Below are 26,231 nucleotides of genomic sequence, written 5' to 3'. Positions count from 1 at the left end.
AAATAAAAAAAACTGTTATTCTGAAATGAGTTACACGGTCACACTGAGACAACAATGAAATATCAACAGTTGGAAAATCTCGAGAGCGGCTGGAAGTGGAAGTATCTGGTTAAAAAACACCGTGAAGGCGAGCTTATCACGCGTTATATCGAGGCGAGTGCTGCGAAAGAAGCCGTTGATGAACTGCTACGCTTAGAAAATGAGCCTGTGCACGTGTTGAGCTGGATAGAGCAGCATATGAATCCAGAACTCCGCAACCGCATGAAACAAACTATCCGCGCACGTCGTAAACGGCACTTTAATGCCGAACATCAACATACGCGTAAAAAGTCCATCGACCTTGAGTATCTGGTCTGGCAGCGGTTAGCAGGGCTTGCTCATCGGCGAGGGTGCACTCTCTCAGAAACTATTGTGCAATTGATTGAAGATGCTGAGCGTAAAGAACAATACGCCAATCAGATGTCTTCTTTGAAACAAGATCTTCAGGCAATGCTCGGTAAATAATAGAGCGCAGTTGAGTTGATGCAGTGATTCATTTTGCTTTTCTGTTCCAGAACATTAAAAACAAAAAACCCCGCCGAAGCGGGGTTTTTTTATAACGGTAACTTATGCCGCAGGCTGAGTTACAACGTCTTTGATACCTTTAACTTCGATCTCTACGCGACGATCTGGAGCCAGGCAATCAATCAGTTTAGCTTTAGGAGCTACGTTATCACAGGTGCTGCCAGTAACTGGGTTAGATTCGCCCATACCGCGTGGGGAGATCTTGTTAGCTGGGATACCTTTAGAGATCAGGTAATCAACAACAGACTGTGCACGTTTGTCAGACAGTTTCTGGTTGTACTGGTCTGAACCGATACGGTCGGTGAAGCCCAGAACTACAACAGAACCATCTTTCGGGTCGAGGTTGCTCAACTGAGTATACAGTTGATCCAGTGCCTGCTGACCTTCTGGTTTCAGAGTTGCTTTGTTGAAGTTGAACAGAACATCAGACTTCAGAGTGAAGTGCTTAGTCTGTACTTCTGGAGCTGGAGCTGGAGCCGGAGCTACAACTGGAGCTGCATCATACTGGCCGAAACGGTAAGAAACACCCAGGCTCAGCATGCCGTTGTCTGGACGAGTACCAACGGTTTGCGCATCACCGATGTTGCTAACCCACTGGTAATCCAGGCGAGTTGCGATATCACGGGTGATTGCGTACTCAAGACCAACTGCTGCCAGCGGGGAAACGCCAGTGTCGTGTTCGCTGCGGGTAACGCCAGTAGAAGCGTAGTTACCTTTAGCGTCTGCACGCCATACCATACCACCCAGACGAGTGTAGATATCCAGATCGTCGTTGATTGGGTAGCTCAGTTTAGCAGCCAGTTGAACGCCTTGCGCTTTGAAAGCACCGTTATCAACGCTGCCCTTGTAAGGCATACGACCTAACCAGTCGTAACCCATTTCGAAACCAACGTACGGGTTAACCTGGTAACCACCGAATGCACCAGCACCCAGTTGGCTGCTGTGAGTTGGGCCATTGTTGTTCTGGAAACCGTTTCCGTAGAAACCGGTGTCGTGGAACTGGGACCAACCCAACTTACCACCTGCATACCAGGTGTTATCTTTCGGTGCGGCCTGCGCTACGGTAGCGAAGCCAGCCAGTGCCACTGCAATCGCGATAGCTGTCTTTTTCATTTTTTGCGCCTCATTATCATCCAAAAAGGCCATGAGCTTTAAAATCGCTCTAAAGCCCAGGGTTAAATCCTTCGCCCGAGTTTATGCTCACTTGTTACTCTACCGATCAATCGGTGTTATGGAAGAGCAACCCTGGCGAGCTAAAGTCTACAACGTAGTTGAAAACTTACAAGTGTGAAGTCCCTCAGGCATATGAAAAAAAACGATTTGAGTACACACTTTTTAACAACTTTGCGCGAAAAATAGGCTTCTTAAAACTGGCGGAATGCCGCCTGGAGCGGCTTGCAGCGGGGATTCTTCATAATTCACAATGAATTGTCAGCAGAGAAGAAAAAGTTCCAGGATTTCTCTTAAATTTACTTAATGATACAAACTAGAATGAATTTTTAGACCACTTCGTGGTCGACATCCTGTTTTTGAGGTACGAGTTGGACGCATAATAAAGCCAATTGCCTTACCCATTTCAGCTGCTGATGATAGCTGAAAATGCTCTTCGTCGGTCAATTCTTCCGGTAACCAACCAATAACAACACTGTAATTTCCTGTCTGCAATGCTTTTACCATAGCATCTACGGTAAAAAGTGGATCTAACTGGCTTACCTGCATCACTTTTGTCAGCGGAAGACCAGCTGACTGCACCCACTGACGACTCAATTTCTGTTGTGGCGTTAACCACAACTGCCAGCGAGATTGCTGACCAAGCTGTTGCAGCAAGGGCAGCAACACTAACTGTGTAATCCAGGGCTGATCTTCGCTGTAGATCACTTCACTGATCAACCCTTTAATGTTGTTACCTGCTGATGACTGAGCCAATGAAGGCGCAGAACCTGGAACAGTGGCAACGTGAGTTAGAACGTTATGTGATTGCATAGTTAATCCCGCCTGATGGGTTACTGTATGAATATACAGTAATGCCAGTTCGGACAAAGATCAATCTAAATTTCGGAAAGCATATCGCAATTTCGACATGTAAATCTGCGGAAAGTAAGAATGTGATTGCCGTCGCTCATCATGTTACCTATTTTCATATTACTGGATGCAGTTACACATTGTGATGATATGTTATGGATTGATATTTAAGGATATATTCATGAAGAACCGGTCTTATGCAAGGATTCATCAATCAAAAGAATATCTAGCGCCATTAGGTGATATAAATTATCGCTCGCTATTTGGTGGCTATAGTTTGACCGTCGAAAATGTGGTGTTTGCCATGGTTTCTGAGGGAGAATTGTATCTACGTGCCTGCGAACAATCGGAAGTTTACTTTGTTGCAAGAGCGTCAGAGTCTCTGGTTTATAACAAACGTGGACGAGCCATTGCGCTCAATTATTATCATGTCGATGAAGGACTGTGGCGTGATCGGCAAAAGCTGTTGCAGCTTTCAACCGATGCATTGTTTAGCGCTCGCCGTGAGAAATCTCGCCTGAAGGCGCAACAACGTCTCAAAGATTTACCTAATTTAACTCACAGCCTGGAAATGATGTTGTGGGAAGTCGGGATTGCTGACGTGCGCACCCTTCATGCTTATGGTGCAAAACGGTCGTGGATAAAACTGAGACATTTGAAGAAAGGGCTAGGGGTACAAGTCTTGTTGGCTTTAGCAGGGGCTATTTGTGGTGTTCATGAAGCCGCACTCCCGGCGGCAACGCGCCGGGAGTTGGTCGAGTGGGGGCATCTTTACGCGCAACGACACACCCGTTAAGTATGTTGCTGCGACACAAGTTGTTGGAGACGTGATATTTCTGGTAATAGCGCAACCAGCAGGCCAATTTGTTGAAGCACTAACGGCTCTTTGCTATCCGACTGTGGCTCAAGCGAGGTTATACGCTCAGTAAGCCCATGCAGCGCCTTGTGCACCCGTGCTTCATCGGCAGGCAAATGATGAAGGGCATCATCGACATAACACACCGCATCATCAAGCAGCAGTAAAATATCTTCGTTGGTCAGTTGTTCGCGGTGCGCACCTAACGCTGAAATATAGCTGTTAAATGTGTGATTTAGGCATAGCAAACGAAATGCAGTCTCTTGCATCTCTCGCGAAACGCGCGGCTCAGATGACATGTTGGACACCACAGATGCCAGTTCTGCATCTTTGTTATGTGCATCCCGGCGCGCGATTCGATATTCAACACGATTATCCCGGCCTTGATGGTATTGCTCAAGAATCGCATCCAGATAGCGGCAGTTCGCATTAAATGCGCGCTCAACAACCAATGGTAGCCGACGGAAACGCCAGTCCGGCCAGATGAAACTCACCGCAGCCCAGGCGATAGCACATCCCAGCAGCGTATCGAAGATACGAGGCATAGCGACTTCAAACCCTTCACCCAGCAAGTTGAAACACAACAACACCAGTAACGTGATAAACATGGTGGCATGTGCATATTGCACATTGCGAAAGGCAAAAAAGAGCACGCCAGTAATCACGATTAAGACAAGCTGGCCTTCAATTGACGGTACAAAGTACAACACCGGTAGCCCTATCGCCACACCCACTAAAGTGCCGATGATACGCAATGCTAAACGTCGACGAGTGGCATTGTAGTTAGGCTGGCAGACAAACAGGCTGGTCAGCAAGATCCAATACCCATGTTTTAGCCCGGTAAACTGTATGAATGCGTAGCCGACGCAAAGCACTACCGACATACGAACCGCATGGCGAAATAACGCTGACTCCGGTGTTAAGTTGCGTTTCAGACGCTGCCAGACATCGCCAAAGCCGGTAATGCGATCATCCGCAAGGCGGTTTTCGATATCACTGTGTGGTGCGGCAAGAGCTTGCTCGGATTCAATTGTCGCTAATTGCGCATCAATGGCACGCAAATTACTCACCAGGAAGCCAAGCGCTTTTAATTCACCAGCCAGATATTGGTCGGCATTCAGTCTTTCAATCGCCGCATCAAGATGCGTAAACGCACGTTCAAAACGTGGGTCGTGTTGGTATTTCTCGCGTAATAAAATTGAGCGCGAAAGTTGCAAGCAAGCCTGGGACTGCATAGTTAGCAGTCGTTGAAAGCGGAACATAATATCGCTGTAGCGGAATTTATCGCGTAGCGCCTGGTACTGGATATGCGAAGAGCTCGCGCGCTCGTGAATGTCCTGCGCAACAAAATAGTAATGCAATGTACGACGTGTGCCGCGTTGTCCGCGATCTCCGCGTAAACGAGTCAAGAGTGAGCCTTTGGTCTGATTGAGCATCGTGACCAGTTGACTGTTGGCCATCGCAAGCTCAAGCATGGGTGCCTGGTTTTCTTCTTCAATGTCGGGGTCGAACAGCATGGCTTTGACCTCGAGATAACGTGCGAGACTTTCATAGCACCGCGCCAGGTTATCTTGAAGAGGCCGAATAGGGAAGATTAGATGCCCGGCAAGTGTCAGCACGTTGTACCAGATAGCGCCAGCCAACAGCAGTATGGGTTGTTGATACCAGTGCTCGTATAAAGAAATACCGAGCATGGTATAAATGGCGATAAGTAGCGCCCCGAAGGCAATGGTGGCGTAACGCTGGCCCAGTCCGCCCAACAGAATGAACCCGCTAGTGGAAACCATTAGCCCGATGCCAAAAAAGATTGGCCACGGGTACAACAACTCAACCGATGCTGAAGCAATAAAGAAACTAATCAAAGTAATCAGAAGATTACGCAAACGCCCGGTGAGCCGGTCATCCAGGTCTGCGAGTGCGGCGGCAACTACGCCGAGCGTTAAGGGGATAGTCAGCTTAACGTCACCCAGCCACCAGGGGAGGGCAGCAGTGCCCGTCAGTGCGATGAAAATACGCAGGTTATAGAGCCAGGTGCTGTTCCAGGTATAGCGGCGCAGAATTGGACTAAGCATTAATACTCACTATCCTTGTCTGATTTACTGGAAACGACGACGGGCGTTTGCTTCACGTGCAGCCTGCGCAGTTTCAACGGAAACCACACGGCGGCCAACCGGCCAAAGCGCGATAGCAGCAATTTTGAAATTAGCGATTCCCACAGGAATGCCGATAATAGTGACGCATTGTGCAATCCCGGTGCAGATATGCAGCACACAGAGCCACCATCCGAAAAATACCAGCCAAACAATGTTCAGCAATGTACCACCGGTATTCATGATGGCACTTTTGCTCTGCGGCTCGAGCTCATCAACATGAATGGCTTCGTTACCATACGGTACGAAAGAGAGTTTGGTTATCTCCCAGCAGGAACGAGTCAGCGGAAGCGTGAAAATAAAAATGATACTGACAAGAGTGGCCAGCAACCAGGATAGGGTAGTCAAAAAACCGCCCAGTACAAAGTTCAAGATGTTAAGGACTGTACGCATAATCACTCTTCGTTGGTATGAATGTAGACAAATGAATAACCACAACAATTGTAACGCGTTTTTACCCTGGAGCGTCATTCCTTCGGCGAGTAAACTTAACCACAACCTCTATTTTGGATCAGGCAAAGCGTAATGGAACTGAAAGCAACCTCCCTGGGCAAACATTTAGCACAACATCCCTATAATCGTGTGAGATTGCTGGCTGCTGGTGTCGAGGTAAAGGGCGAACGCCATGAATATCTTATTCCATTCAATCAGTTAATAGCCATTAATTGCAAGCGCGGCTTGGTGTGGGGGGAACTTGAGTTTGTCCTGCCTGATGACAAAGTGGTGCGTCTGCATGGGACTGAATGGAGCGAAACGCAGCGCTTTTATCATCATCTCAATGAGCTTTGGCAAAACTGGAGTGCCGAAATGAGCGAAGTTGCGGCTCAGGTTTTACGCCAGCAGCACGCTGAGATTACGCGCAGGATCCAGCAGGAAAAATGGTTCAGGCGCAGCGACATGCAGGCATTACAACAAAACGTGCGTGCTGCGTTTTCTGCATTACCTATGCCGCAAGCCCGGCTGGAAGATTTCGAAAATTGTCGTGAAATTTGGCTGCAGTGCAAAGCCTGGCTTGAACAAGGCGAGCAACGCCGACATCAACGCAATACCTCTTTCACCAATCACATGCTTGAAAAGTATGCTGATTTCTTCCAGAAAATAGAAAGCTCGCCACTGAATCCCTCTCAGGCTCGCGCCGTGGTTAATGGCGAAGATTCGTTATTAGTTCTGGCGGGAGCGGGAAGTGGAAAAACCTCTGTTCTGGTTGCTCGTGCAGGTTGGTTGCTGCAACGTGGCGAGGCCAGTGAAGATCAAATTTTATTGCTGGCATTTGGCCGCAAAGCCGCGCAGGAGATGGACGAGCGTATCGCTGAACGCCTCCAAACCGATGCGATTTCAGCCCGTACATTCCACGCATTAGCGCTGCATATTATTCAGCAAGGCAGCAAAAAGGTGCCACGTGTTAGCGAACTGGAATCTGATACTGATGCACGCCATCAATTGCTGATTGAAAGCTGGCAGCAACAATGCCGTGAGAAAAAAGCGCAGGCTAAAGGCTGGCGCGAGTGGCTGAGTGACGAGTTGCAATGGCATGTGCCGGAAGGTGAATACTGGAAGGATGAACGTTTAGCAAAACGCCTCGCCAGCCGCTTAGACAGATGGCTGGGATTAATGCGTATGCATGGGGGCTCTCAGGCTGAAATGATTGCCTCTGCGCCTGAGGATATTCGTGATGTGTTCGCTAAACGCATCAAGCTCATGGCTCCGCTATTAAAAGCCTGGAAAACGGCGCTGAAGTCCGAAGAAGCGGTCGATTTTTCAGGTCTGATTCATCAGGCTGTGAATGTGCTGGAAAAAGGGCGTTTTATTAGCCCATGGAAGCATATTTTAGTTGATGAATTTCAGGACATCTCGCCTCAGCGAGCTGCATTGCTGGCGGCACTGAGAAAACAAAACTCGCATACTTCTCTGTATGCAGTGGGCGATGACTGGCAAGCGATTTATCGTTTCAGCGGTGCAGAAATGTCGCTGACGACCGCCTTTACTCAACATTTTGGTGAGGCGGACCAGTGTGCACTGGATACCACTTACCGCTTCAATGACCGCATCGGTGAAATCGCGAATCGATTCGTGCAGCAGAACCCGCATCAACTTGCTAAACCATTAAACAGCTTATCTAAAGGTGATAAAAAAGCTGTCACATTATTAGCCGATGACCAGCTTGAAGCGTTACTCGATAAGATGAGCGGATATGTACAGCCCCAACAGCGCATTCTGGTGCTGGCGCGTTACCATCATTTACGTCCGGTAATTCTGGAAAAGGCTGCGACGCGTTGGCCAAAACTGGCCATTGATTTCATGACTATTCACGCCAGTAAAGGGCAACAAGCTGATTATGTTGTGATACTGGGATTACAGCAGGGGAAAGATGGCTTCCCGGCTGTGGCGCGCGAATCGGTCATGGAAGAGGCGTTACTGCCACAACCAGAAGATTATCCGGATGCTGAAGAACGGCGGTTACTGTATGTGGCGATGACGCGGGCCCGTCATCGTGTCTGGCTGTTATTCAACAAAAAAGAACCATCCAGTTTTGTTGATATCCTGAAACATCTTGGCGTGCCCGCTGCCAATCGGCCGTAATTACTTCAGTCGCTCAGCCAAATAACGTGCATAGTCAGGGATCAAAATTTCTACTGACTGATTAAACCCCGGCGATTGAATAATAAAATCGGCGGTGGATAAGTTGGTAGCCACAGGAATGTTCCACACCGTCGCCAGACGCAGTAATGCTTTAACATCCGGGTCGTGTGGAACGGCATTCAACGGGTCCCAGAAGAAAATTAGCACATCAATTTTCCCTTCGGAAATCAATGCGCCCACCTGTTGATCGCCGCCCATTGGGCCGCTTAGCATGGCATTGACATCCAGACCGCTGCCGCGTTGGATCAGATTCCCGGTGGTACCGGTTGCGTACAGTACATGCTGGGCAAGTACTGCCTTGTGGCGTTCAACCCATTTTAACAACGCATCTTTGCAGTGATCGTGCGCGACCAGCGCGACATGCTTCTTTTCCGCCAGGGTGCGGCTCGTTAATTCCATTGGTTAATCCTGAGTAATTAATAATGCCTACAGCTTACTGGAAGCCACTGATGCTGCAAGAGAAGGGTGGTAAAAATGCGGGAACAGAAAGGTAATTATTGCTCAGGCTTATCTTTCACCCATTGTAAGAAACGGTCACGAGTGGGTTTGTCTGCTTGTAAAAACCAGTACTTGAGACGCTGTTCGGTTAATGTTTCTGACTGAGGCGGCGGTGTATCAAGTTCGGATGTGCGCGACAGCAATGTACTATCATCAGCCATCATCGTGGCGAATCCTTTTATTGATGCGACCTTCCCAGATTTGTTGTAAAACTGGGTATCTTGCTCGTAATCAATCCCTTGTGGCGTCACTTTTACTGGCAGGATATCAACTTTCAGAGGGATGACTGTGGCACCACCGTCCAGTAACTGGAGATGCGGAGTACGGTCAAACTCATCACTCTCTTTATCATTTTCAATACGGGGTAAATTAAAATTGACCTGGCTGACTTCCTTAGTGTCGAAACTTACAACTAAAGGTGGGGATATATAAAGACGTTGTTCACGTGTGTTGGTACGAATATTCTTCTCGACGCGGAATACCAGTTGGTGCGGCCCGTTATCCAGCTCAAGACTATCAGCCCCTCTTAACAAAGAGCTTGAAACCTTTTTCCCATCAAGCACCAGCAAATCTACATCTGTGGACAAACGTAATGTTGTTGCCCGCAATTCAAGCGGCAAAAGAGAGATCCAACATATTGCGATAAAGAACACCGTTCTCATCAATTTCTCCTGCCATGGGTAAATGGGACTATCCCTTACTGAATGTATCAAAATTTTTCATAAGGACAGTTCATTAACATATAGACATATTTTCCAAAATTGCTCTACTACCTGTGTATGGGAAAGATGGTGAGTCAGTAGCGGATGGCATACACTTTTGATAACGAAGTCCCAGCGGAGAGTGTGATGAAACAGGCAGATATCGAAACTATTTTAAAAAGCACCCGAACAATTGCACTGGTGGGAGCCAGTGATAAACCAGATCGCCCAAGCTATCGGGTGATGGCATATTTGCTGGATCAAGGATACGAAGTGATTCCCGTGTCACCAAAAGTGGCCGGTAAAACGCTGTTGGGGCAGCAAGGCTATGGATCTCTTGCAGATATTCCACAGAAAGTGGATATGGTCGATGTCTTTAGAAATTCAGAGGCTGCGTGGGAAGTTGCGAGAGAAGCTATTGCTATCGGTGCAAAAACGTTGTGGATGCAGTTAGGCGTCATCAATGAGCAGGCTGCCGTGCTGGCACAGGATGCCGGTTTAAACGTGGTGATGGACAAATGCCCGGCAATCGAAATTCCTCGCTTAGGCCTGGCTAAATAATTAAAAAACCCCGCAATTGCGGGGTTTTTGCTAATTACGCAGGCGAGGTGCCTGAAGCTGTTGCCGTATCGAAGCCGCCAATTCATCCATTGACGGTTGTTCGGGATGCTCGTCTTGTGACTCCCCACTTAACTGGGCTTCAGCAAGATAGGTGTGCACTGCCTGGCCATCATCATCTTCCATTACTACATGATACCAGGGTGCACGACGGAGGGCATCATTGTCGGCCAGATCATCTTCTGCGGGTTCATCCAGAGAGTACTCTGGGTCGATATCGACCACCACTCCCAGATATCCCAGCAAAGAATGTCTTACTTGCTGGCCAATGCCGAATTTGCTGGCAATCATAGTCACCTCCTGAGAAACATTACCTGCAATTAATGTGCGGGCAACTTCCTGCTTTTCAAGTTACATGACGCGACAGGCAAACCCTTTCAGATACAACCCTTCCGGATAGGTGGCGATCACGGGGTGATCGGCGGCCTGACGGAACTGCTCTATAAATTGTACATCACGCCCGGCGTCTACGGCGGCATCGGCAATGATTTTCTGGAATAAATCTGTCGTCATTAAACCTGAGCAGGAGAACGTCATCAGAATGCCACCCGGATTCAACAACTGGATTGCCAGCATGTTGATATCTTTATAACCCCGGCAAGCGCCCATCAGCTGGTTCTTGTTTTCGACAAACTTAGGTGGGTCCATAATAATAACGTCGAACTTCTCACCCAGATCGCGGTATTTGCGCAGCAGTTTGAACACATCATCACGCACGAATTCGGCTTTGCTCAGGTCGAGTTTGTTCAGCTCAACGTTTTGCTTTGCAACATCCAGAGCATCCTGAGAGGTATCAACACTGACAACCTGCTGACATCCGCCCATCAGTGCGGAAACTGCAAAACCACCGGTATAAGAGAAGCAGTTCAACACACGCTTATCTTTCACATACTGGCGAGTCGCAAAGCGACTGTCGCGCTGATCAAGGTAGTAACCAGTTTTATGGCCACCTTTAATATCAACCAGCAGCTTCATGCCATGTTCTTCGATTGGCAACAAGTCAGGTGGCAATTCACCGCTCACTGGGCCTTGCGTCAATTCCATGCCTTCTTTCTTACGCACCGCAACATCTGAGCGGTCATAGATAGCGCATTCTGGATAGAGATTTTGCAGTGCAGCGACCAGAGCAGGGCGTTGGTATTCTGCCCCAGCGGACAGCAATTGCAGTACAAGGAAATTACCGAAGCGGTCAATCGTCACACCTGGCAGGCCATCAGATTCGCCGGCAATCAAACGATAGCTGTCTAACCCATCGCGAGTCGCCAGCCATTCGCGCCACTGCTGCGCTTGCTGCAAACGGCGAGTGAAGAAGGCAATATCAATGTTTTCGTTGGCATCAAAAGTCCAGACGCGCGCACGGATTTGCGAAGAAGGAGAATAGGCGGCACGTGCCAACCATTTTCCCTGGCTGTCGACAACATCAATTGTTTCGCCGAGATTAGCTTTGCCTTCCATACGTGCGACGGCACCAGAAAACACCCACGGATGACGGCGCAATAACGATTTTTCGCGCCCTTTGGTTAACACTAAACGTACACTCATAATTTGCTATGCTTTCTTGCTAAGATTTGGGCGTCATTTTCCGGTTAACACCGGCTAAATGCAACGTAAGAACCCGAAACGGAGGAAGTTATGACCACAGTATGCACACTTGCCTGGGTCCACGGCCTGGTTCAGGGGGTTGGTTTTCGCTACAGCACACAACGTGAGGCACTAAAACTGGGTTTAACCGGTTATGCCCGTAACATGGATGATGGTAGCGTTGAGGTATTAGCCTGCGGTGATGCACCACAGGTTGAAAAACTTGTCGCGTGGCTAAAAGCAGGAGGGCCGCGCAGTGCCCGGGTTGATAAAGTGCTGACTGAGCCTCACCAACCCGACCGCCAATGGACAGACTTTAGTATTCGCTACTAAATACACTTCACCGGCTTTGGCAGACCGGCAATTTTTGTCGCCTGTTTGGCCGGCCCTTTCGGGAACAAACGGTATAGATAGCGGCTATTACCTTTCTCTTCGCCGAATTTATTCGCCATCGCTTTGACCAGCATACGAATAGCCGGAGAAGTATTAAATTCCAGGTAAAATTCGCGTACGAAGCGCACTACTTCCCAGTGCTCTACTGCCAGCGTAATGCCTTCGTTTGCCGCAATCACTTCGGCAAGCGGCTCGCTCCACTCGTGGCTATTTTTCAGATAACCATCGGCATCGGTTTCGATTTCTCGGCCTTCAAACATCAACATAATTATTCTTTGCTCCAGACAAACTGGCCGCAGTGTAGCAAATTTTAAGGTGTCAGAAAAAATAAAGCCCCGCGATTAAGCGAGGCTTTATTGGCACCACAACCGATGATTAATCGCGGCTTGCGAAGCCCAGAATGCTCAACAGGCTGATAAAGATGTTGTACAGAGAAACATACAAGCTCACTGTTGCGCGAATATAGTTAGTTTCGCCACCACGAATGATGTTGCTGGTCTCAAACAAAATGGCGCCGGATGAGATCAGGATGAACACCGCGCTAATTGCCAGGTGCAGGGCAGGTAATTGCAGGAAGATATTCGCAACCATACCGACCAAGACAACAACGACACCCGCCATCAGCATGCCGCCGAGGAAGGACATATCCTTACGGGTGGTCAGCACATACGCCGAACAGCTGAAGAACACCAACGCGGTACCACCCAACGCCATGCCAATCACATCGCCCATACCGGCGGAAATATATGAGTTAAGCATCGGCCCGAGGATATAACCCAGGAAGCCTGTGAACGCGAATGCTGCCAGAATGCCCGTTGGTTTATCAGCCAGACGGTAGGTTAAAAACATCAGACCATACATGCCGACCAGCGTCAAAATCAGGCCCGGAGATGGCAGCATCAACACGGTGCTGGCGGTTGCGGTAATCGCAGAAAATGCCAGCGTCAGGCTGAGCAGGAAATAGGTATTACGCAGTACCTTGTGGGTACTCAGCAGTGACGAACGGTCACGCGAGGAAGTAATTATGCGATCCATTCAGAAACTCTCTCTTATGGCAGGTGGTTATAGTGGCTGAGAATAATAGTCTCCTTTATTGCAAGAAAGCCCTTTTACCCATCTTTACCTTGCCTTATTTGCATAACAGACCGGACATACGTCATAAAATTCACTTATATGTGGCTGAAAATTATTGCTTAAATTAATACTGTTGCTAAGAGTGTTAACCGTACCGTCGTTAATAACTCAAATAAGGCGTGTGTAATGAAAGCTAATAACCACAACATTTTTATTAAATCGATTATCGCTATTGGATTGGCTAGCGCAGTTTCTGGGGCGTGGGCCGCGAACGTACCCGCGGGTACGGAACTGGCTGCAAAACAAGAATTGGTGCGTAACAATGGCAGTGAACCTGCCTCGCTTGATCCTCATAAAGTCGAAAGTGACGTTGAATTTAACATCATTAGCGATTTTTTTGATGGGCTGGTGTCTGTGCGTAACGACGGTTCGATTGAGCCGAGACTAGCTGAACGATGGGAGGAGAAGGACAACACTATCTGGACGTTCCATCTTCGCCCCGGCCTTAAGTGGTCTAACGGTGAGCCGATAACCGCTGAAGATGTGGTCTGGAGTTGGCAGCGTTTGGTTGACCCGAAAACAGCATCACCTTATGCCAGTTATCCCGGTGGGATGCACATCGCCAACGCTGCGGATATCGCACTTGGAAAGCAGTCACCTGATACGCTGGGGGTTAAGGCTCTTGATGCCACCACGATACAAGTTACGCTGACTCAACCCACAGCTGCGTTTCTTGCCATGATGGCGCACCCGTCTATGGTGCCTGTCGACAAAGCAGTGGTTGAGAAGATTGGTGATAAATGGACGCAGCCGGGTAATTTCGTCAGCAGCGGTGCTTATACACTGGCGCAATGGGTAGTGAACGAGAAAGTGATCGGCGAGCGTAACAAACAATACTGGGACGACAGCCACACCGTTATTAATAAAGTGACTTATTTGCCTATCGCTTCAGAAACGGCAGACATCAATCGTTATAAAGCAGGTGAGATTGATATTGTTTATACCTTATCGCAAACGCAATTTGGCTCGCTCAAAAAATCCATTCCAGACCAGGTTCATGTTACGCCGAAACTGGCGACCTACTATTACGAGTTCAACACCACTAAAGCCCCGTTCAATGACCCACGTGTACGTCGTGCGCTGAACATGGCGCTCGATAAAGACATCATCGCCGAGAAAGTTTTAGGGCAGGGGCAAACGCCTGCGTGGGTTGTCAGCCAGAAGAACATCGGCGGGGTGGAGATAAAATCTCCTGAATATGCGAGCTGGAGCCACGAGAAGCGCGTCGCTGAAGCCAAAAAACTACTGGAAGAGGCGGGATTCAATGCTTCACATCCGCTGAGCTTTAACTTGCTCTACAACACTTCAGAAAACCACAAACGGATTGCCATCGCCGTCAGTTCAATGTGGAGCAAAAATCTGGGCGTAGAAGCGAAGCTGCAAAACCAGGAATGGAAAACCATGCTTGATACTATGCACAACGGGACTTTCGACGTTGTGCGCTATGCGTGGGTAGCTGATTACGATGATGCCTCTACCTTCCTCAATACCTTCCGTACAGGTAATAGTGAGAACAACTCGAAATACAGCAACGCGCAGTACGATGAAGCACTGCTAAACGCGGCAAAAGCTAGCACCGTTGAGGAACGGGGTAAGTTCTATCAGCAAGCTGAGGACAAACTGGCGGAAGATGTGCCAGCCATTCCGGTTTATCACTATGTCTTAGCCCAGCTAGTGAAACCGTTTGTCGGCGGATACGCGCCAAACAACCGCGGTGTGTACTACACCAAAGATATGTACATCAAAAAACACTAAATCCCATTTCATTGCGGGACGCCGATCTCGCAATGATTTGTGATGTTAAACTAATCAAATTGTTGGAGTTTCACTCAAACAACACAGGTTTGGTGATTTATCAGGCGAACGAACAAAATCGTGCTTTACAGGAAGTATCGGGATGTTTATAGTTCGCCTCGTTGGAAGCGTGGCCGAGTGGTTGAAGGCACCGGTCTTGAAAACCGGCGATCCGAAAGGGTTCTAGAGTTCGAATCTCTACGCTTCCACCAACATTCAAGCCCTAGCTTAGAAATAAGCTGGGGCTTTTTCGTTTCTGCTTGTTTGCTTCTGGTTGTCGATGTTTCACGCAAATAAACCAGATTTGATGATTTTTCAGGCGAACGAACAAAATCGCACTTTACAGAAAGTATCGGGATGTTTATAGTTCGCCTCGTTGGAAGCGTGGCCGAGTGGTTGAAGGCACCGGTCTTGAAAACCGGCGATCCGAAAGGGTTCTAGAGTTCGAATCTCTACGCTTCCACCAACATTCGAAGGGGTTGCCGAAAGGCGACCCCTTTTTGCTTTTATATTGTTTTACCCGTCGGTGATCACAACAACATTAGTTTTCAACTAACTGGACAACGATAAGTCGGCCACCTTCTTCCTGGCTAAGAACAAATTGCTTACCGTCTGTTAATTCAAGTTTATCCCCAATCGCCACAACCTTTTTATCTGGCAACGACAATAGCCCGGAAATTCCTTCGTTTACCAACCACCACTGCTGATTATGAAAAACGAAATAGCCTACACGCTTTTTCTGAGCTTCGGTCGTGCGTTCGTTAGGGGCAACAAGTCTGTTCACGTGCCATGCGAAAAGTGACTGTCCATCCCAAACCATTAAACGATGATCGTCCGGGCGATAACTGCCCGCTTTCCGGGAAGAGTACAAATTCAAAATCGGTAATTTCCCCTTATAGGCAGTGCCGCAATACGGACATACCGGTTTTGTTTTACCGGAGAAAACATACCATTTTTGTTCGCAGCTTTTGTTCTGACAGGGTTGGATGAGATCAACAGTCTTCACCAATGCAGTTTCCCACTCATCAGCAGTAGGACGAGCAGAAGGGGTATGCAGCCCATCAATGAATGCTTTCTCGAATAGCGGCGTCAGATAAGGTCCCATAATGTTGTAAGGGATCTTTTGGGGATCAGCCCAGGGTAATGAAAAAGGACTCACTTGATTGAGTTTTACGGTGTTACTTTTATCGGTAGGATGCTCAATAAATAGGGCTTTCTCACCCATTGAAAGTGATTCATCGCGCATCTCGTCATCCATGTCGTGGATTTTCCCACCACGCAGAGGGTGTCGATAAAACAAATACATGTAGATCAGCACTGACAGAGCATGGCGATCGGTTGAAATACTCGGCAGAAACCTTGCTGGATCGTCTTTCTGTAAATGGCTCGTTTTTACCACTTCCGGCGCGATAAAATCCGGTGTGCCGACCACATCAGGTGGATATTTACCGGGCACCACGAGACCATCAATATCAATAATGCAGGCATGTCCCTGTTCCGGGTCAATCAGAACATTTTTATAGCTCAGATCACTGTGGCAGAGTCCGGCCGCATGCATTCTCCTGACGGCTCTTGTCAGTAAAAGGCACACTTTTAGGTAGCTGAGCAAATTACCGCGTTCACGAGGATCTAAAAATTTGTTCTGATTATTTGCACTTGCGAACCATTTGCCTTCTTTTTCACGCCCCTTGATGCCAAGGAAATCGTTATTTTTTGAACCAAACTTAAAGAAAAAATGGTTTCGATAAGTCGGCACCACGACACCAATTTTACCTTCGTGTTCCACAACATGGGTTGGCCAGCAGAATAACTCTTTCCAGTAGTCTCCTCCTGATTGTTCAAAAATACTTTGTCGATACCGGCCAGTAATCATATCGATACGTTCTCTGGCCTGCCCGATTTGCGATTTTTTGTAAAAGGCGACGACATATGACTTGTCTGGGGAGAAGTACACGTCCTTCATCCCACCGGATCCAATAATTTCATCGACAAACTGGACGGTTTCACCATCCTTTGTCACACAAGTAATAATATTTGCCATTAATAACCACCAGCGATGAGGTTCGTTCCGCTACCAATAAACGACAATAGTCCGATCGTCATGATTGCCGGGAATAAAGAAATTAAGCCATTCGGCCAGTTGCTCTGACGTTTTGTCTATATCGTTCAAAGCAGGAGATAGCTCACTCACCAACACATCCCATTTTTCGGCCTTCAACAAACCGTTATCAGTCTCGAAGAAGGGGTCAGAAACACCGTCAGTCATCAGGATTAAATGTGAGATGTCTTTCCACTTTCCGATGCTTACGCGCTTACTGAATTCAGCGTCCTGAACTGCATCGGCGTCCAGGAAACGTGTCTGCCCTGCATACTCTCCGCTGTCAGGAGTACCAAGCACACGGACTTTCCCCGTGGGTCCGTAGGCAGCAATCGCCCCGTCGCCCATCCAGAAAGAGGCTGCGAAAAGGTCATCTCCACTGCGGTAAGTCACGGCAACGAGCAGTGTGGTGGAATAGGATTTCACCGACTCCTCGGCAGCGATGGACTCATTTTTAATATTATTGACGGCCATGATTGAGGCCTGATGGAATTGGTGTGTTAACGCGGCACCAATGTTTTGTTGATCTGCCTGTTCCCAACGTTTGACTATTTCACTTAGCTCACGCCCGCGATCGCCACCTAAATACTTAGTCAGATACTGACCCACTGTGTCGGTGACTATGAGGGAACCTTGTCGAGAGTTTTTGGCGCTTCCGGCACCATCGGCCACCAGCATGATGCTCCAGCCAGTGTCTGGGCAATGAGATATGTAAAAATCATCATCTCTGAAGGAGCCGACATGTTCATGCGAACGCCCCCTGCGGCTGGCAGCAGCGATCCTTATATCTCGTTCATGAAGCAATTTGTGGTCGATGTTCTCTTTGAAGTATTTATCCTCAGCGGGAGGATCGATTATTTTCCAAAGGCTACGGGGATCGGGGTTCACAATAAATATCACCTTATCAGAGTGGATTTGACCATTACTGCGACTCCAGGTGACGGTCATTTCAATATCGCCACTTTCTAAAGGCGTTCCTGTCAATGCAGAGGTTGTCAGGTCGAAGGTGACGCCGATCTCTTTAGCAAAATCCACGCACTGAATACTCGCCACTTCGCCATTATCGAGTGAAATATCTATTTCTGAATGAAAATGTGTCCCTGCCCGGGCATTAGCGATATTAATCTTTGCAACCGGAGGTAAAGGCTTAAAAGTTTCTACAGAAAAAAAGGCAGCTACGCTGGGGATTTGTCCTGGCTTTAAAATGGAATTCTCTGGCAAAGGCGTCCGGGGAATATTCGTGGATTCAAGAGAGAGGAATTGCACAGGCTGCCAGTCTTTATCGCTGTCTGCATTTGGTTCTCGCTCTTTTTCGGAAGGACTATCCGGACTCACTGGCTCATCAAGCTGTTGTTCCACGGATGCAGATTCTGCTTTATTTTCCGGTTTATAAGTCGCCGCTTTATTCTCAATACGGGCGACCAGGTCATCGAAAATATCCTGAAGTTCTGTGTCTGAGCATAATTGAACACGGCCTGAATCGGTTGTTTCAAGCGAATGAAACTCTAGAACCTGTGATAATACTTTCTGATATAAGTTAGCATTCCTTTCCATCAGCCTCTTCCCCGGTTGACATCAAAATCTGAATGATCGCCTTCGTTATTAAACGACAGTCCTTTATCACACCAAGGACAAATGACGTCGTCAGGCCCGTTTACGCAGAGCAACTTTCCACAAGTACACAGAGCAAATGCACTGGCATTACCACAGTGAGGGCAGCCGGGTACGCCGTTAAGTTCGCTGGTATTGACCTGAAGGGAAGATGCCGATTCGTCAGTCCAGGAAAAATAGTCCTCATCTATCGGAAAACATCCGGCGAGGTTGAAGCTATTAATATTGAGCTTGAAATCCAGCATCGAAAGATTGACTGCCGGGCGTTCATATTTCATCAGATAAGGGCGTTTGGAGCGGCTGCATCGCCCTGTTAGCGTAACGCAATTCTCATCATAGGCACGCGCAACCTCATCTTTGGCCAGACGAACAATATAGTCAGTGGCATTAACCAAAGGAGGGGCTTCTTCACCGACGCTACGACTGTGAGCAGAAACCGATGCAGTGATCCATTTAATAAACTGAGTAAAGTCACCTTCGCGGGTGTCCGTGAACAACAGAACATTCTCCGTCAGCTGTCGCAGAACATTGAGGTCAGCAGAAGGCCCAAGTCCAATGGCGATAAGATTAACTTTACGGGCGTATTGTTCTTTCCAGCGTTTAATCTCAGCAGTGACATCGTCCGTGGGCCGCCCGTCAGTGAGGAGATAAGCCACCGGCTTCCAGTCTCCTTTACGTTCTTCTGTTGTTTTCCGGACTTGAGTATCAATCTGACGGGTTAACTCCCGCAAAGCGCCTGCAAGGCTCGTTCCGCCACCGATGGGTAATCGGGGAGGATAGAAAGAGGCTGCTTCAACAAGGGGAACAATAGTTCTGGCCACACCGGCGAACGCAATCACGGAAATCCATGCGGTTTCCAGTGCGTGGGGATCTTTTTTCACATCGTTGACGATCAATTGCAGACCATCATTCATTTTCTTCAAATTTTCTCCGACCATGGACTCTGAGCAGTCGAGGACGAAGAAGATGGGCAGTCTTCTCATAATCACACCCTATATGGCGCAAACTACGTGTAATAAACCTGCGCGCATTGAAGCAATAAAAAAAGCAAAACACCGAAAGTGTCTTACCATCAATTTACAAAACCAGCTGAATTTCAGGAGGTGGGGGAGGGAGGTTATCCTGACTGACGGTGACACCCGCACTCGAGCTTCCTGAGGCGACACTGGCAGACACCCATTTAAAGAAGCCAGCAAATGCTGTTGAGTCCAGTGTTTCGAGTGCCACTATCTGGGATGTCAGTTGCTTCAGCGGTTCATGTTTAGCTTTTGGCCCGACGGCGCACGCAATGATTGAACCAAACGAGCGTTTTTTTAATTCTTTGATGGCTTCGCCATAAGCGTATGTATCTGAAGGTACGCCGTCCGTCATCAGGAACACCAGCGGACGCCAGTCACCTTTCTGGTCGCCATCTGAGCGCCTGATATCGCGGTCGACACACTGGATCAAACATTCCAGTGCTGCCCCAGTGAAAGTGCCACCTGCATTTGGCACGTTGATGTCAGAGAACTGGAAGTCTTCAAGAGCTGTCAGTGGAATAAACTCACGGGCTTCATTGTCATAAGTAATGATCGCAATATGTGCACTCTCAAGCGCGTAAGGATCCTGACGTAGCGCACTGAGCATGGCCTGTATGCCAACATTAACCGCATGAATGGACTCACCACGCATTGACCCTGAGGTATCGATCAGCAGGTAAACGGGTAGCCTTCTCATATCATAGATAGCCTTTCAGATGAGTCACGAAGGTGTCAGAGTCCGAAGGCTCACCAATGGCTGTCAGCTTCCAGCCGGTGCTTTCACGCACCAGTTCCGCAAACAGCATTGAGCGCCTGCCTGTAAACGAGGCTCCCCCAGAAAGGTCAAAGCGTGCCATTTCGACATGACGAGCATCTACAGCACGAATAAAGGCATTGTCTACTTTGCCAAAGTGCTGGTTCAGCTTAACGCCATTATAAATTTGTACGATGAATACAATTTTGTGGTATTTCGGATCGAGGGTGTTCAGTTTAACAATAATTTGCTCATCGTCGCCGTCACCAGCTCCGGTCCTGTTATCACCTGTGAGCCAGATTTGCCCGGAAGGGTGTTTCATGCTGTTAAAGAAAATAATGTCGCCGCCAACCAGAGTCGGTTTGCCATTTTGCATGCCTCCCAGGTCGGTTACTTTCCCCTCAGCGTTGCAAAGAAACGCGACAACATCCAGATCGTATTCTTCTTCTTTTTTGCCAAGAAGACTGCCAAGAAACCCTTTTTTCTCTTCGTGAATATCCCAGCCCAAACCAATAGTGACAGAGGATAAATCGAATTCATTTTTTTTCAGGCTGACGCCTTGTCCCTTACTCAAACTAACGCTCATAGATCCCTCCTAATTATTTTTAGAGAACAACGTTAACTTCAGGCGGTGGTGGCGGTAAGTCATCAAGACCAATGACCTCTTTTTTACCTGATTCCACTTTTTGACTGCCTACCGAAATGCTGGCTGAAACCCATTTGAAAAAGGCTTTAATTGATGTCGAATCAGCCGTGTCTAGCTGAAGAACTATTTCCGTAACTTCTTGCAGAACTTTTGTTTCAGCGCCATGACCAGCAGCACAAGCCACGACAACACCCGTTCTTGCTGTTTTAAAGTCGCTAACGCCTTTACGCCAGTCATCCGTTGGGGAACCGTCTGTCATGATGAAGACCAGGGGACGCCAGTCACCCTTGGTTTCGGCAGTGGTTTTTTGCACTTCATTAGCAATGCAGGTTGCTGCGAGGGAAAGGGCCTCTCCCAGTGCGGTCGTGCCATTGGCGACGAGATTGGGAGCTTTAAAGTTTAATAAGTCGGTGAGAGGGGTAACTTGCCGGGCAGTAGAATCAAAAGTAATTACAGATATAAATGCTGTTTCAAGAGCATACGGATCTTGCCGGAGAGTTGTGAGCAGTGTTTGTACGCCATTTTTCACAGCTTCAATAGGTTCTCCCATCATCGATCCCGAAGTATCGAGCAATAGGTAGACGGGTAGTCTTCTCATATGATTTACCTGCTTTAATTTTAAGTAGTATCAACTGATGTACTCAATTCTTGAGCAGAGAGTTATCTCAACACTGGCTGTGAAGTGTCAAGCGACGGAGAGTTTTCTTTAAATGGCAGGGAATGATTACGAGTTAATTTTGATTTATGTCACTGAAGCGCAATAACTCTGATAGGGGGATGAGACCTGAAGAGTGGTTTTTTATTCCCTGCTTTCGCGGCTCATTGTAATAATCTAATTCATCGTAACCCCCCCCAAATAATGGGGGGTATTTAGTTGAATTTATCTGAGCTATCGTGGCTTATGTTTAAGAATTCCTGGCCAGGTATTGTTTTTTGAGATGTTATTTATGCTCTCTACGCTTTTTATCCATAAATTCTTTTAAAAGATCATCTACAACCTTTTCTGCTATTTGTTCCACAGCTTCACTGCGTGATACCCCTGAAAGTTCAGCAAGTTTATCTATTTTTCGAAGAATTCTCATACGCAAAGATAGCGAAACAGCCGTTTTCTTATCCTTGTCCAGCACCACTCTTCCGCTCGATTTACTGGTTTTCAGTTCGGCATTTAAAGTGAGGACTTCATTCATACGACGCAACGTTTTTTTATCCAGTTGACCCGAATTGACCAGCTGATAAGTATGGTTAGCTTTACTGTATTTAATTTCAGCTGAATAGGAGTCTCTGAGCTCTTTGAGTGCGCGGGTGAGCGTCGGCTCAGAACAATCAAGACTGTTAATGATATCGTGCGCAGGGATCTGCTTTCCTGAGCCGAGTAGGTTGGCAAGAGTAAAAAGCCGTGCCTGTCTGGTGTTAAGTTGCATGTTCAGTTAAAGCCTGCATTCAAAGTCAGTGGTTCAATTGGCTGAAAAATGAATGTTGAGCTCATCTTTCTGATAACAGTGTGGCTGTTCAGTGCCTCTACGGGGTCCACATTTTGTATTCCCATAAAATTAAGGTTTTCCATCACCTGACGATTGCACCGGCAGGAAGTAATGTATTCATCCTCCAGATACCCCGTGCGTTTACTGATCCGTTGAGTAAATCCAGAAATAATCACCGTATCGAAGGGTAATGCATAGAAGGCGATACCGGCCAGACGCATCAGGCATCCATGCACATGACGTGCATAATTTTCTCTCTGTGCCTTCTGGCTCATGGCTTTCTCTGTAATTTCGGTCCCCCGGGCATTCACGCTGTAAATTTTATCAGGCATATCTTCAATCTCGGGTAAATCGACATCAAGCATGACTACGGATTGCTCAGGTTTGACTTCGAATGCCACCAGAGTTTCACGCGGCCATTCAGTCTGTGACAGTACTTCGGATAGAACCGACTCAAACCAGGCACTGTCACTCAAAAATTGTTGCTGTGCATTTGCCTGGGATGATTCCAGCTTTACTGCGTGTTCATTCGCCTCATGCTGCCAGTTGGCATATTGCTCTGCCCACGCAGCTCGTTGCTGTTGATATCGTTGTAGCTGCAATGCATTTTCGCGCACCGTGTCCGCCAGTTCCTGCTCCCAGCGCAGAAGATTTTCAGCATGACGAGCTGTACGAGCTGATTCAGATTCAAATAACTTGCCAAGAAAACCTACCCCCTCGTTTTTCTCAGGCTGTGCAGGCATCGCCTGGCTTTCAGGTTTAACCGGGCGAACCGGGGCCGGTATCTGAAAGGGTTCCATAAGGCTTCGCAGATAGAGAGACTCCAGTTCGGCCAGTGTTGTGCCCGTGGATATGTCTGGCGTCAGCTCATGGATATTGGTTATCGCGTGTACGGCTGACATTAAAGCCAGCACTTCCTCTTCGAGGGCGTGATGCAACGCCGGATCAGATTGAGTACTCCCTCCGCTTCGGGAACGAGCAGAACGGTCCAGACGGGTACGGTAACTGAGCCCCGTCCCAGGCACACCCAGGTTTGCATACGTTCCACGGCTACCAAAAGAAACAGACGCACCACGAGGACCCACACTCAGGCTGGGGGTGCCGTTGCTCAAATTAACCCGGACACCCGGAATAATGCTGATCGATTTTCGAAATCTGAATCCCATGATGACAACCTTAATTATGCTGAGACACAGGCATCAGTCTGATACCGTCCGGATTTTTCTCGGATGTCAGCCCATACACCCGGGCACGTTCCAGAATACCTGCGGCCCAGCGTCGATGGGTTGCTGGTTCACACATTGCCCCCTGGGATTTAAAAACCGCCTGGGTCGAATTAAGAATACGCAGGGCATCTGAGTGTTCGCCTGGGGAAACCATTAACGCTTGTTCAATAACGTCAATCTGCCCCGGATGGATCGCTGTTTTTCCTACCAGACCATGAGCCATATCCAGCGACAGCTCACGGGCCATCACTGCGTGGTCGTCAATATGCTCACAGACCGGAGCGGTCAGCGCAAAATCACGTGGGGCAAAAACAGAAACCAGCATTTTTATGACATAACCCATAGGGCTGTCGTAAAGCGTCAGGTTACGCGGGCGTCTGAGTGAAACGACATTCATCAGGTCATTCCCGCCAATGCGTAACGCAATAATTCGCGCGTGGCAGGGGTGGGACAACAGCGTAGTGGCCAGTTCGCGCATCTGAACGACATCAAAAACTTCTTCTGTCTCAAGCGTTGGCATCAGGCACAAATGCGTATCCGCCATGATGTCCCACCAAACAGGCAAAGAGGAGAGTGTGAATTTCGGCAACACAAAGCCATCTATCGCACTGAGGTCAAGGTTCTCAACCAGCCATTGACCCATATCAGGATGGCGGGGGCGGATGAATACCAGCGGCCATTCATTATTGCCACTGTTAATTTTTGCGGCATTCAGTTGCTGGAGTAATCGTTTGAGATTTTGCAGTGCCTGAGGAATGTCACCCTCGCTGACGGCATCTTCCAGACAGATAACCAGAGAGCGCAGACCCGGAATTTTTCCGTGCAGGACAGCATCGGCAATATCCAGTCGGGTGGCAGGCATATAAAGCGTGGCCCCCAGATTCCAGGGCGAAAGACGTTTGTCCATCAGAGCACCTTTTTAATGATTGTGACGGCCCTGTACTGGCCGATAGCGTTACCCATCTCTGTCACCGGGATACCTTTATCCCAGGCCAGCCCAACCAGCAGTGCAACATCGGGATCATCCACCGAGCGGACAAAGACATGATCAGGCACTCGGCGTAAAACGGCTCTTGTGGCCTCTGCAATCCCCGGCTTGATTCGATTGATGCTGTCTACCGAATAATTATTTGCCAGGCTGGAAATAACTTCTCGGCTTTGCTGCCATAACCCGGTGTTTTCCTCAGTCTCCCAGACCAGTGCTGGTAATTCCTGACCATCAAGCTGTTCACGGAAACGCGCCACGGTTTCTACCAGCATCCGGCTGCATTCATAATCAGTGAGATGGTCGCAGACGACACACCCGTGCAGCCCTTTATCGGTCCAGACTGAGCGGGAGATAAGCCCTGAGACGGGTGCACCCATAATGCCAAAGGGGATAAGCCAGTCATCTGCGCTTGCGGCAAGCCATGAGCATCCGCAGGGATCGGCCAGCACGACAAGACGCGGTTGTTCAGGATACCCGTTCCGACCTTTCAGCGAACGGACCAGCTCGCCGGTAATCGCGCCTTTACCGGTCCAGCCATCGACAAAAACAATGCCGTGCGTACCGTGTCGGGCTTCGATCAATTCCAGTGCAGCGGTATCAATTCCCCTGTCACGGATGATACTTATCCCGTAATGAAAGGAACTTTTCCCCATGGCCCGGAGTGCCTGCTGTAACATCACACCCAACGGCACACCGGCTCTGACAAGGCTGGCAAGGATAATGGGCTCATCACCAAATCGCTTAACGAGTTCCCGTGCAAGCTGCGATACCTCTTTTGCCAGCCGTGCTGCGCCCATATCAAGGGCGCGTGAAAACAGGTCAAGATGCCACTGTGTAGGGGCAGGCTCCTGACTCAGCATATCGGAGTAATGTTTTTTACCGGACTGGATCAGTTCTTCTTTCAGATCAACAGGCGTCATTTCCATGGCCACCGGCTGGAGTAAAAACTGCACATCATCAGGCGAGTAGGAGCCCGAGAAGGTCGATAATTCAGGCTGCATTTATTTTTCTCCAAAAATACGGTGTGAAATGGCTTCAGCAAACTGGCTCTGACGAGGCAGACCATACCAGCTACATAGCTTCATGAACCGGTGGTCGCTCAGGCTGTCGCCGAGGCCAATCACCGGGAAAACCCCCCGTTCAGATCGCAGTTTTTCAAGAAGCCAGGTCACGGCCAGACCTTTTTCAACCGGATGAGGTAGCCAGGCAACATTGTTACTGTTGCGGTGGATATAAAAACCATCGGTTGGGAACAATTGTTCTATTTCATCGGCAATCGCATTGAGTTCATCAAGGCGTGTGCTGTCGCGGTGTTTCATCACCAGATAAATCGGTACGCCGTCGTACTCGTAGTTAAGGCGCGCCCAGGCATTGATCCCTCGGGCATCCATCAGTTCCGTGATTTGCCTTTGCATTCCCGTCAGCCTTTCGTAATACGGGGCCAGACTCTGAAGTAT

27 protein-coding genes and 2 tRNA genes are annotated in these 26,231 nt (G+C 48.4%); 8 read left to right on the top strand and 21 right to left on the bottom strand.

The genetic code is table 11. The features are described 5' to 3' along the window. The first annotated feature begins 54 nt into the window (after window positions 1-54). A complete protein-coding gene (gene matP / locus MES37_RS08040) occupies window positions 55-504 on the top strand; it encodes a macrodomain Ter protein MatP (protein ID WP_064548160.1) in 450 nt (149 codons plus the stop codon). A 102-nt stretch (window positions 505-606) separates the two neighbouring features. Here matP and ompA read toward each other — a convergent pair whose 3' ends face one another. After that, window positions 607-1,677: a porin OmpA gene (gene ompA, locus MES37_RS08035; RefSeq protein WP_121815658.1), complete on the bottom strand. Its 1,071-nt coding sequence runs from the start codon at window positions 1,675-1,677 to the stop codon at window positions 607-609. A gap of 360 nt (window positions 1,678-2,037) precedes the next feature. Continuing rightward, a complete protein-coding gene (gene sulA, locus MES37_RS08030) occupies window positions 2,038-2,547 on the bottom strand; it encodes an SOS-induced cell division inhibitor SulA (RefSeq protein ID WP_237930931.1) in 510 nt (169 codons plus the stop codon). Window positions 2,548-2,767: 220 nt separating this feature from the next. Here sulA and MES37_RS08025 point away from each other — a divergent pair, with 220 nt between their 5' ends. After that, the gene (locus tag MES37_RS08025; protein WP_237930928.1) at window positions 2,768-3,382 is read left to right on the top strand and encodes a TfoX/Sxy family DNA transformation protein; all 615 of its coding nucleotides are present in this window, start codon (window positions 2,768-2,770) and stop codon (window positions 3,380-3,382) included. Here the strand turns inward: MES37_RS08025 and yccS are convergent. Together yccS and MES37_RS08015 are read right to left on the bottom strand one after the other, a co-directional pair. Continuing rightward, on the bottom strand, window positions 3,379-5,514 hold the full coding sequence (gene yccS / locus MES37_RS08020) for a YccS family putative transporter (RefSeq protein ID WP_133522512.1): 2,136 nt from the start codon (window positions 5,512-5,514) through the stop codon (window positions 3,379-3,381). The genes MES37_RS08025 and yccS overlap by 4 nt on opposite strands. Window positions 5,515-5,538: 24 nt before the next feature. Beyond that, window positions 5,539-5,985, bottom strand: coding sequence for a YccF domain-containing protein (locus MES37_RS08015; RefSeq protein ID WP_064548151.1), 447 nt, complete (start codon window positions 5,983-5,985; stop codon window positions 5,539-5,541). 132 nt (window positions 5,986-6,117) lie between these two features. On the opposite strand from MES37_RS08015, the gene helD reads away from it, so the two are divergent. Then, entirely contained in the window at window positions 6,118-8,172 is a 2,055-nt protein-coding gene (helD, locus tag MES37_RS08010) for a DNA helicase IV (protein WP_237930925.1), read from the top strand. Here helD and mgsA read toward each other — a convergent pair whose 3' ends face one another. Together mgsA and csgI are read right to left on the bottom strand one after the other, a co-directional pair. Next, the gene (mgsA, locus tag MES37_RS08005) at window positions 8,173-8,631 is read right to left on the bottom strand and encodes a methylglyoxal synthase (RefSeq protein ID WP_064548147.1); all 459 of its coding nucleotides are present in this window, start codon (window positions 8,629-8,631) and stop codon (window positions 8,173-8,175) included. Between the two features lie 95 nt (window positions 8,632-8,726). Next, on the bottom strand, window positions 8,727-9,392 hold the full coding sequence (gene csgI, locus MES37_RS08000) for a curli synthesis inhibitor (RefSeq protein WP_121813934.1): 666 nt from the start codon (window positions 9,390-9,392) through the stop codon (window positions 8,727-8,729). A gap of 186 nt (window positions 9,393-9,578) precedes the next feature. On the opposite strand from csgI, the gene MES37_RS07995 reads away from it, so the two are divergent. Beyond that, the gene (locus MES37_RS07995) at window positions 9,579-9,992 is read left to right on the top strand and encodes a CoA-binding protein (protein ID WP_121813933.1); all 414 of its coding nucleotides are present in this window, start codon (window positions 9,579-9,581) and stop codon (window positions 9,990-9,992) included. 30 nt (window positions 9,993-10,022) lie between these two features. Here the strand turns inward: MES37_RS07995 and hspQ are convergent, their stop codons facing one another. Together hspQ and rlmI are read right to left on the bottom strand one after the other, a co-directional pair. Further along, a complete protein-coding gene (hspQ, locus tag MES37_RS07990; protein WP_064548144.1) occupies window positions 10,023-10,340 on the bottom strand; it encodes a heat shock protein HspQ in 318 nt (105 codons plus the stop codon). Window positions 10,341-10,400: 60 nt separating this feature from the next. Next, window positions 10,401-11,591: a 23S rRNA (cytosine(1962)-C(5))-methyltransferase RlmI gene (rlmI, locus tag MES37_RS07985; RefSeq protein ID WP_064548142.1), complete on the bottom strand. Its 1,191-nt coding sequence runs from the start codon at window positions 11,589-11,591 to the stop codon at window positions 10,401-10,403. A gap of 90 nt (window positions 11,592-11,681) precedes the next feature. Here rlmI and yccX point away from each other — a divergent pair, with 90 nt between their 5' ends. Beyond that, the gene (gene yccX / locus MES37_RS07980) at window positions 11,682-11,963 is read left to right on the top strand and encodes an acylphosphatase (protein WP_064548140.1); all 282 of its coding nucleotides are present in this window, start codon (window positions 11,682-11,684) and stop codon (window positions 11,961-11,963) included. On the opposite strand, the gene tusE is transcribed toward yccX, so the two are convergent. Then, window positions 11,960-12,289 carry a sulfurtransferase TusE gene (gene tusE, locus MES37_RS07975; protein WP_064548138.1) on the bottom strand — a complete coding sequence of 110 codons (330 nt, stop codon included), beginning with the start codon at window positions 12,287-12,289 and terminating at the stop codon, window positions 11,960-11,962. The genes yccX and tusE overlap by 4 nt on opposite strands. A gap of 109 nt (window positions 12,290-12,398) precedes the next feature. Next, window positions 12,399-13,058 carry an FtsH protease modulator YccA gene (gene yccA, locus MES37_RS07970; protein ID WP_121813931.1) on the bottom strand — a complete coding sequence of 220 codons (660 nt, stop codon included), beginning with the start codon at window positions 13,056-13,058 and terminating at the stop codon, window positions 12,399-12,401. Between the two features lie 225 nt (window positions 13,059-13,283). Between yccA and MES37_RS07965 the strand changes: the two genes are divergently transcribed. The 3 genes from MES37_RS07965 to MES37_RS07955 all read left to right on the top strand — a co-directional run bounded on the left by MES37_RS07965 (window position 13,284) and on the right by MES37_RS07955 (window position 15,417). Next, a complete protein-coding gene (locus MES37_RS07965) occupies window positions 13,284-14,912 on the top strand; it encodes an ABC transporter substrate-binding protein (RefSeq protein WP_237930923.1) in 1,629 nt (542 codons plus the stop codon). A gap of 163 nt (window positions 14,913-15,075) precedes the next feature. Next, window positions 15,076-15,163: transfer RNA gene (locus MES37_RS07960), tRNA-Ser, on the top strand. A gap of 166 nt (window positions 15,164-15,329) precedes the next feature. After that, window positions 15,330-15,417 (top strand) — tRNA-Ser (locus tag MES37_RS07955). 75 nt (window positions 15,418-15,492) lie between these two features. Here MES37_RS07955 and MES37_RS07950 read toward each other — a convergent pair. The 11 genes from MES37_RS07950 to MES37_RS07900 form a co-directional block, all read right to left on the bottom strand. Continuing rightward, window positions 15,493-16,992, bottom strand: coding sequence for a helix-hairpin-helix domain-containing protein (locus tag MES37_RS07950; RefSeq protein ID WP_133522516.1), 1,500 nt, complete (start codon window positions 16,990-16,992; stop codon window positions 15,493-15,495). A gap of 30 nt (window positions 16,993-17,022) precedes the next feature. Continuing rightward, a complete protein-coding gene (locus MES37_RS07945) occupies window positions 17,023-18,603 on the bottom strand; it encodes a PP2C family serine/threonine-protein phosphatase (protein ID WP_337927076.1) in 1,581 nt (526 codons plus the stop codon). After that, entirely contained in the window at window positions 18,603-19,643 is a 1,041-nt protein-coding gene (locus tag MES37_RS07940; RefSeq protein ID WP_237930911.1) for a TerY-C metal binding domain-containing protein, read from the bottom strand. Before MES37_RS07940 ends, MES37_RS07945 begins: the two co-directional genes overlap by 1 nt. Window positions 19,644-19,737: 94 nt before the next feature. Next, window positions 19,738-20,376, bottom strand: a complete 639-nt coding sequence (locus MES37_RS07935; protein ID WP_064548125.1) for a vWA domain-containing protein — start codon at window positions 20,374-20,376, stop codon at window positions 19,738-19,740. Window position 20,377: 1 nt separating this feature from the next. Then, window positions 20,378-21,019 carry a TerD family protein gene (locus MES37_RS07930; protein WP_064548124.1) on the bottom strand — a complete coding sequence of 214 codons (642 nt, stop codon included), beginning with the start codon at window positions 21,017-21,019 and terminating at the stop codon, window positions 20,378-20,380. 19 nt (window positions 21,020-21,038) lie between these two features. Beyond that, on the bottom strand, window positions 21,039-21,677 hold the full coding sequence (locus MES37_RS07925) for a vWA domain-containing protein (RefSeq protein ID WP_064548122.1): 639 nt from the start codon (window positions 21,675-21,677) through the stop codon (window positions 21,039-21,041). Window positions 21,678-22,020: 343 nt separating this feature from the next. Then, entirely contained in the window at window positions 22,021-22,500 is a 480-nt protein-coding gene (locus tag MES37_RS07920; protein WP_064548120.1) for a ribbon-helix-helix protein, CopG family, read from the bottom strand. 2 nt (window positions 22,501-22,502) lie between these two features. Beyond that, complete coding sequence (locus MES37_RS07915) at window positions 22,503-23,726, bottom strand: DUF4236 domain-containing protein (protein ID WP_237930910.1); 1,224 nt, start codon at window positions 23,724-23,726, stop codon at window positions 22,503-22,505. Window positions 23,727-23,736: 10 nt separating this feature from the next. Beyond that, complete coding sequence (locus MES37_RS07910; RefSeq protein WP_237930906.1) at window positions 23,737-24,693, bottom strand: HpcH/HpaI aldolase/citrate lyase family protein; 957 nt, start codon at window positions 24,691-24,693, stop codon at window positions 23,737-23,739. Continuing rightward, on the bottom strand, window positions 24,693-25,775 hold the full coding sequence (locus MES37_RS07905) for a cysteine protease StiP family protein (RefSeq protein ID WP_133522522.1): 1,083 nt from the start codon (window positions 25,773-25,775) through the stop codon (window positions 24,693-24,695). The genes MES37_RS07910 and MES37_RS07905 overlap by 1 nt, the downstream gene beginning before the upstream one ends. Further along, window positions 25,776-26,231: hypothetical protein (locus MES37_RS07900; RefSeq protein ID WP_237930903.1), on the bottom strand; the 456-nt coding region annotated here is incomplete at its 5' end.

The organism is Buttiauxella sp. S19-1 (assembly GCF_022134725.1).
Lineage (GTDB): Bacteria > Pseudomonadota > Gammaproteobacteria > Enterobacterales > Enterobacteriaceae > Buttiauxella > Buttiauxella ferragutiae.
Note: the sequence above shows the minus strand (reverse complement) of the source record. Positions and strands in the feature narration are given on the sequence as shown.

Coding starts and splice junctions, on each gene's coding strand:
- matP (WP_064548160.1), top strand. CDS start 55: ATGAAATATCAACAGTTGGAAAATCTCGAGAGCGGCTGGAAGTGGAAG.
- ompA (WP_121815658.1), bottom strand. CDS start 1,677: ATGAAAAAGACAGCTATCGCGATTGCAGTGGCACTGGCTGGCTTCGCT.
- sulA (WP_237930931.1), bottom strand. CDS start 2,547: ATGCAATCACATAACGTTCTAACTCACGTTGCCACTGTTCCAGGTTCT.
- MES37_RS08025 (WP_237930928.1), top strand. CDS start 2,768: ATGAAGAACCGGTCTTATGCAAGGATTCATCAATCAAAAGAATATCTA.
- yccS (WP_133522512.1), bottom strand. CDS start 5,514: ATGCTTAGTCCAATTCTGCGCCGCTATACCTGGAACAGCACCTGGCTC.
- MES37_RS08015 (WP_064548151.1), bottom strand. CDS start 5,985: ATGCGTACAGTCCTTAACATCTTGAACTTTGTACTGGGCGGTTTTTTG.
- helD (WP_237930925.1), top strand. CDS start 6,118: ATGGAACTGAAAGCAACCTCCCTGGGCAAACATTTAGCACAACATCCC.
- mgsA (WP_064548147.1), bottom strand. CDS start 8,631: ATGGAATTAACGAGCCGCACCCTGGCGGAAAAGAAGCATGTCGCGCTG.
- csgI (WP_121813934.1), bottom strand. CDS start 9,392: ATGAGAACGGTGTTCTTTATCGCAATATGTTGGATCTCTCTTTTGCCG.
- MES37_RS07995 (WP_121813933.1), top strand. CDS start 9,579: ATGAAACAGGCAGATATCGAAACTATTTTAAAAAGCACCCGAACAATT.
- hspQ (WP_064548144.1), bottom strand. CDS start 10,340: ATGATTGCCAGCAAATTCGGCATTGGCCAGCAAGTAAGACATTCTTTG.
- rlmI (WP_064548142.1), bottom strand. CDS start 11,591: ATGAGTGTACGTTTAGTGTTAACCAAAGGGCGCGAAAAATCGTTATTG.
- yccX (WP_064548140.1), top strand. CDS start 11,682: ATGACCACAGTATGCACACTTGCCTGGGTCCACGGCCTGGTTCAGGGG.
- tusE (WP_064548138.1), bottom strand. CDS start 12,289: ATGTTGATGTTTGAAGGCCGAGAAATCGAAACCGATGCCGATGGTTAT.
- yccA (WP_121813931.1), bottom strand. CDS start 13,058: ATGGATCGCATAATTACTTCCTCGCGTGACCGTTCGTCACTGCTGAGT.
- MES37_RS07965 (WP_237930923.1), top strand. CDS start 13,284: ATGAAAGCTAATAACCACAACATTTTTATTAAATCGATTATCGCTATT.
- MES37_RS07950 (WP_133522516.1), bottom strand. CDS start 16,992: ATGGCAAATATTATTACTTGTGTGACAAAGGATGGTGAAACCGTCCAG.
- MES37_RS07945 (WP_337927076.1), bottom strand. CDS start 18,603: ATGGAAAGGAATGCTAACTTATATCAGAAAGTATTATCACAGGTTCTA.
- MES37_RS07940 (WP_237930911.1), bottom strand. CDS start 19,643: ATGAGAAGACTGCCCATCTTCTTCGTCCTCGACTGCTCAGAGTCCATG.
- MES37_RS07935 (WP_064548125.1), bottom strand. CDS start 20,376: ATGAGAAGGCTACCCGTTTACCTGCTGATCGATACCTCAGGGTCAATG.
- MES37_RS07930 (WP_064548124.1), bottom strand. CDS start 21,019: ATGAGCGTTAGTTTGAGTAAGGGACAAGGCGTCAGCCTGAAAAAAAAT.
- MES37_RS07925 (WP_064548122.1), bottom strand. CDS start 21,677: ATGAGAAGACTACCCGTCTACCTATTGCTCGATACTTCGGGATCGATG.
- MES37_RS07920 (WP_064548120.1), bottom strand. CDS start 22,500: ATGCAACTTAACACCAGACAGGCACGGCTTTTTACTCTTGCCAACCTA.
- MES37_RS07915 (WP_237930910.1), bottom strand. CDS start 23,726: ATGGGATTCAGATTTCGAAAATCGATCAGCATTATTCCGGGTGTCCGG.
- MES37_RS07910 (WP_237930906.1), bottom strand. CDS start 24,693: ATGGACAAACGTCTTTCGCCCTGGAATCTGGGGGCCACGCTTTATATG.
- MES37_RS07905 (WP_133522522.1), bottom strand. CDS start 25,775: ATGCAGCCTGAATTATCGACCTTCTCGGGCTCCTACTCGCCTGATGAT.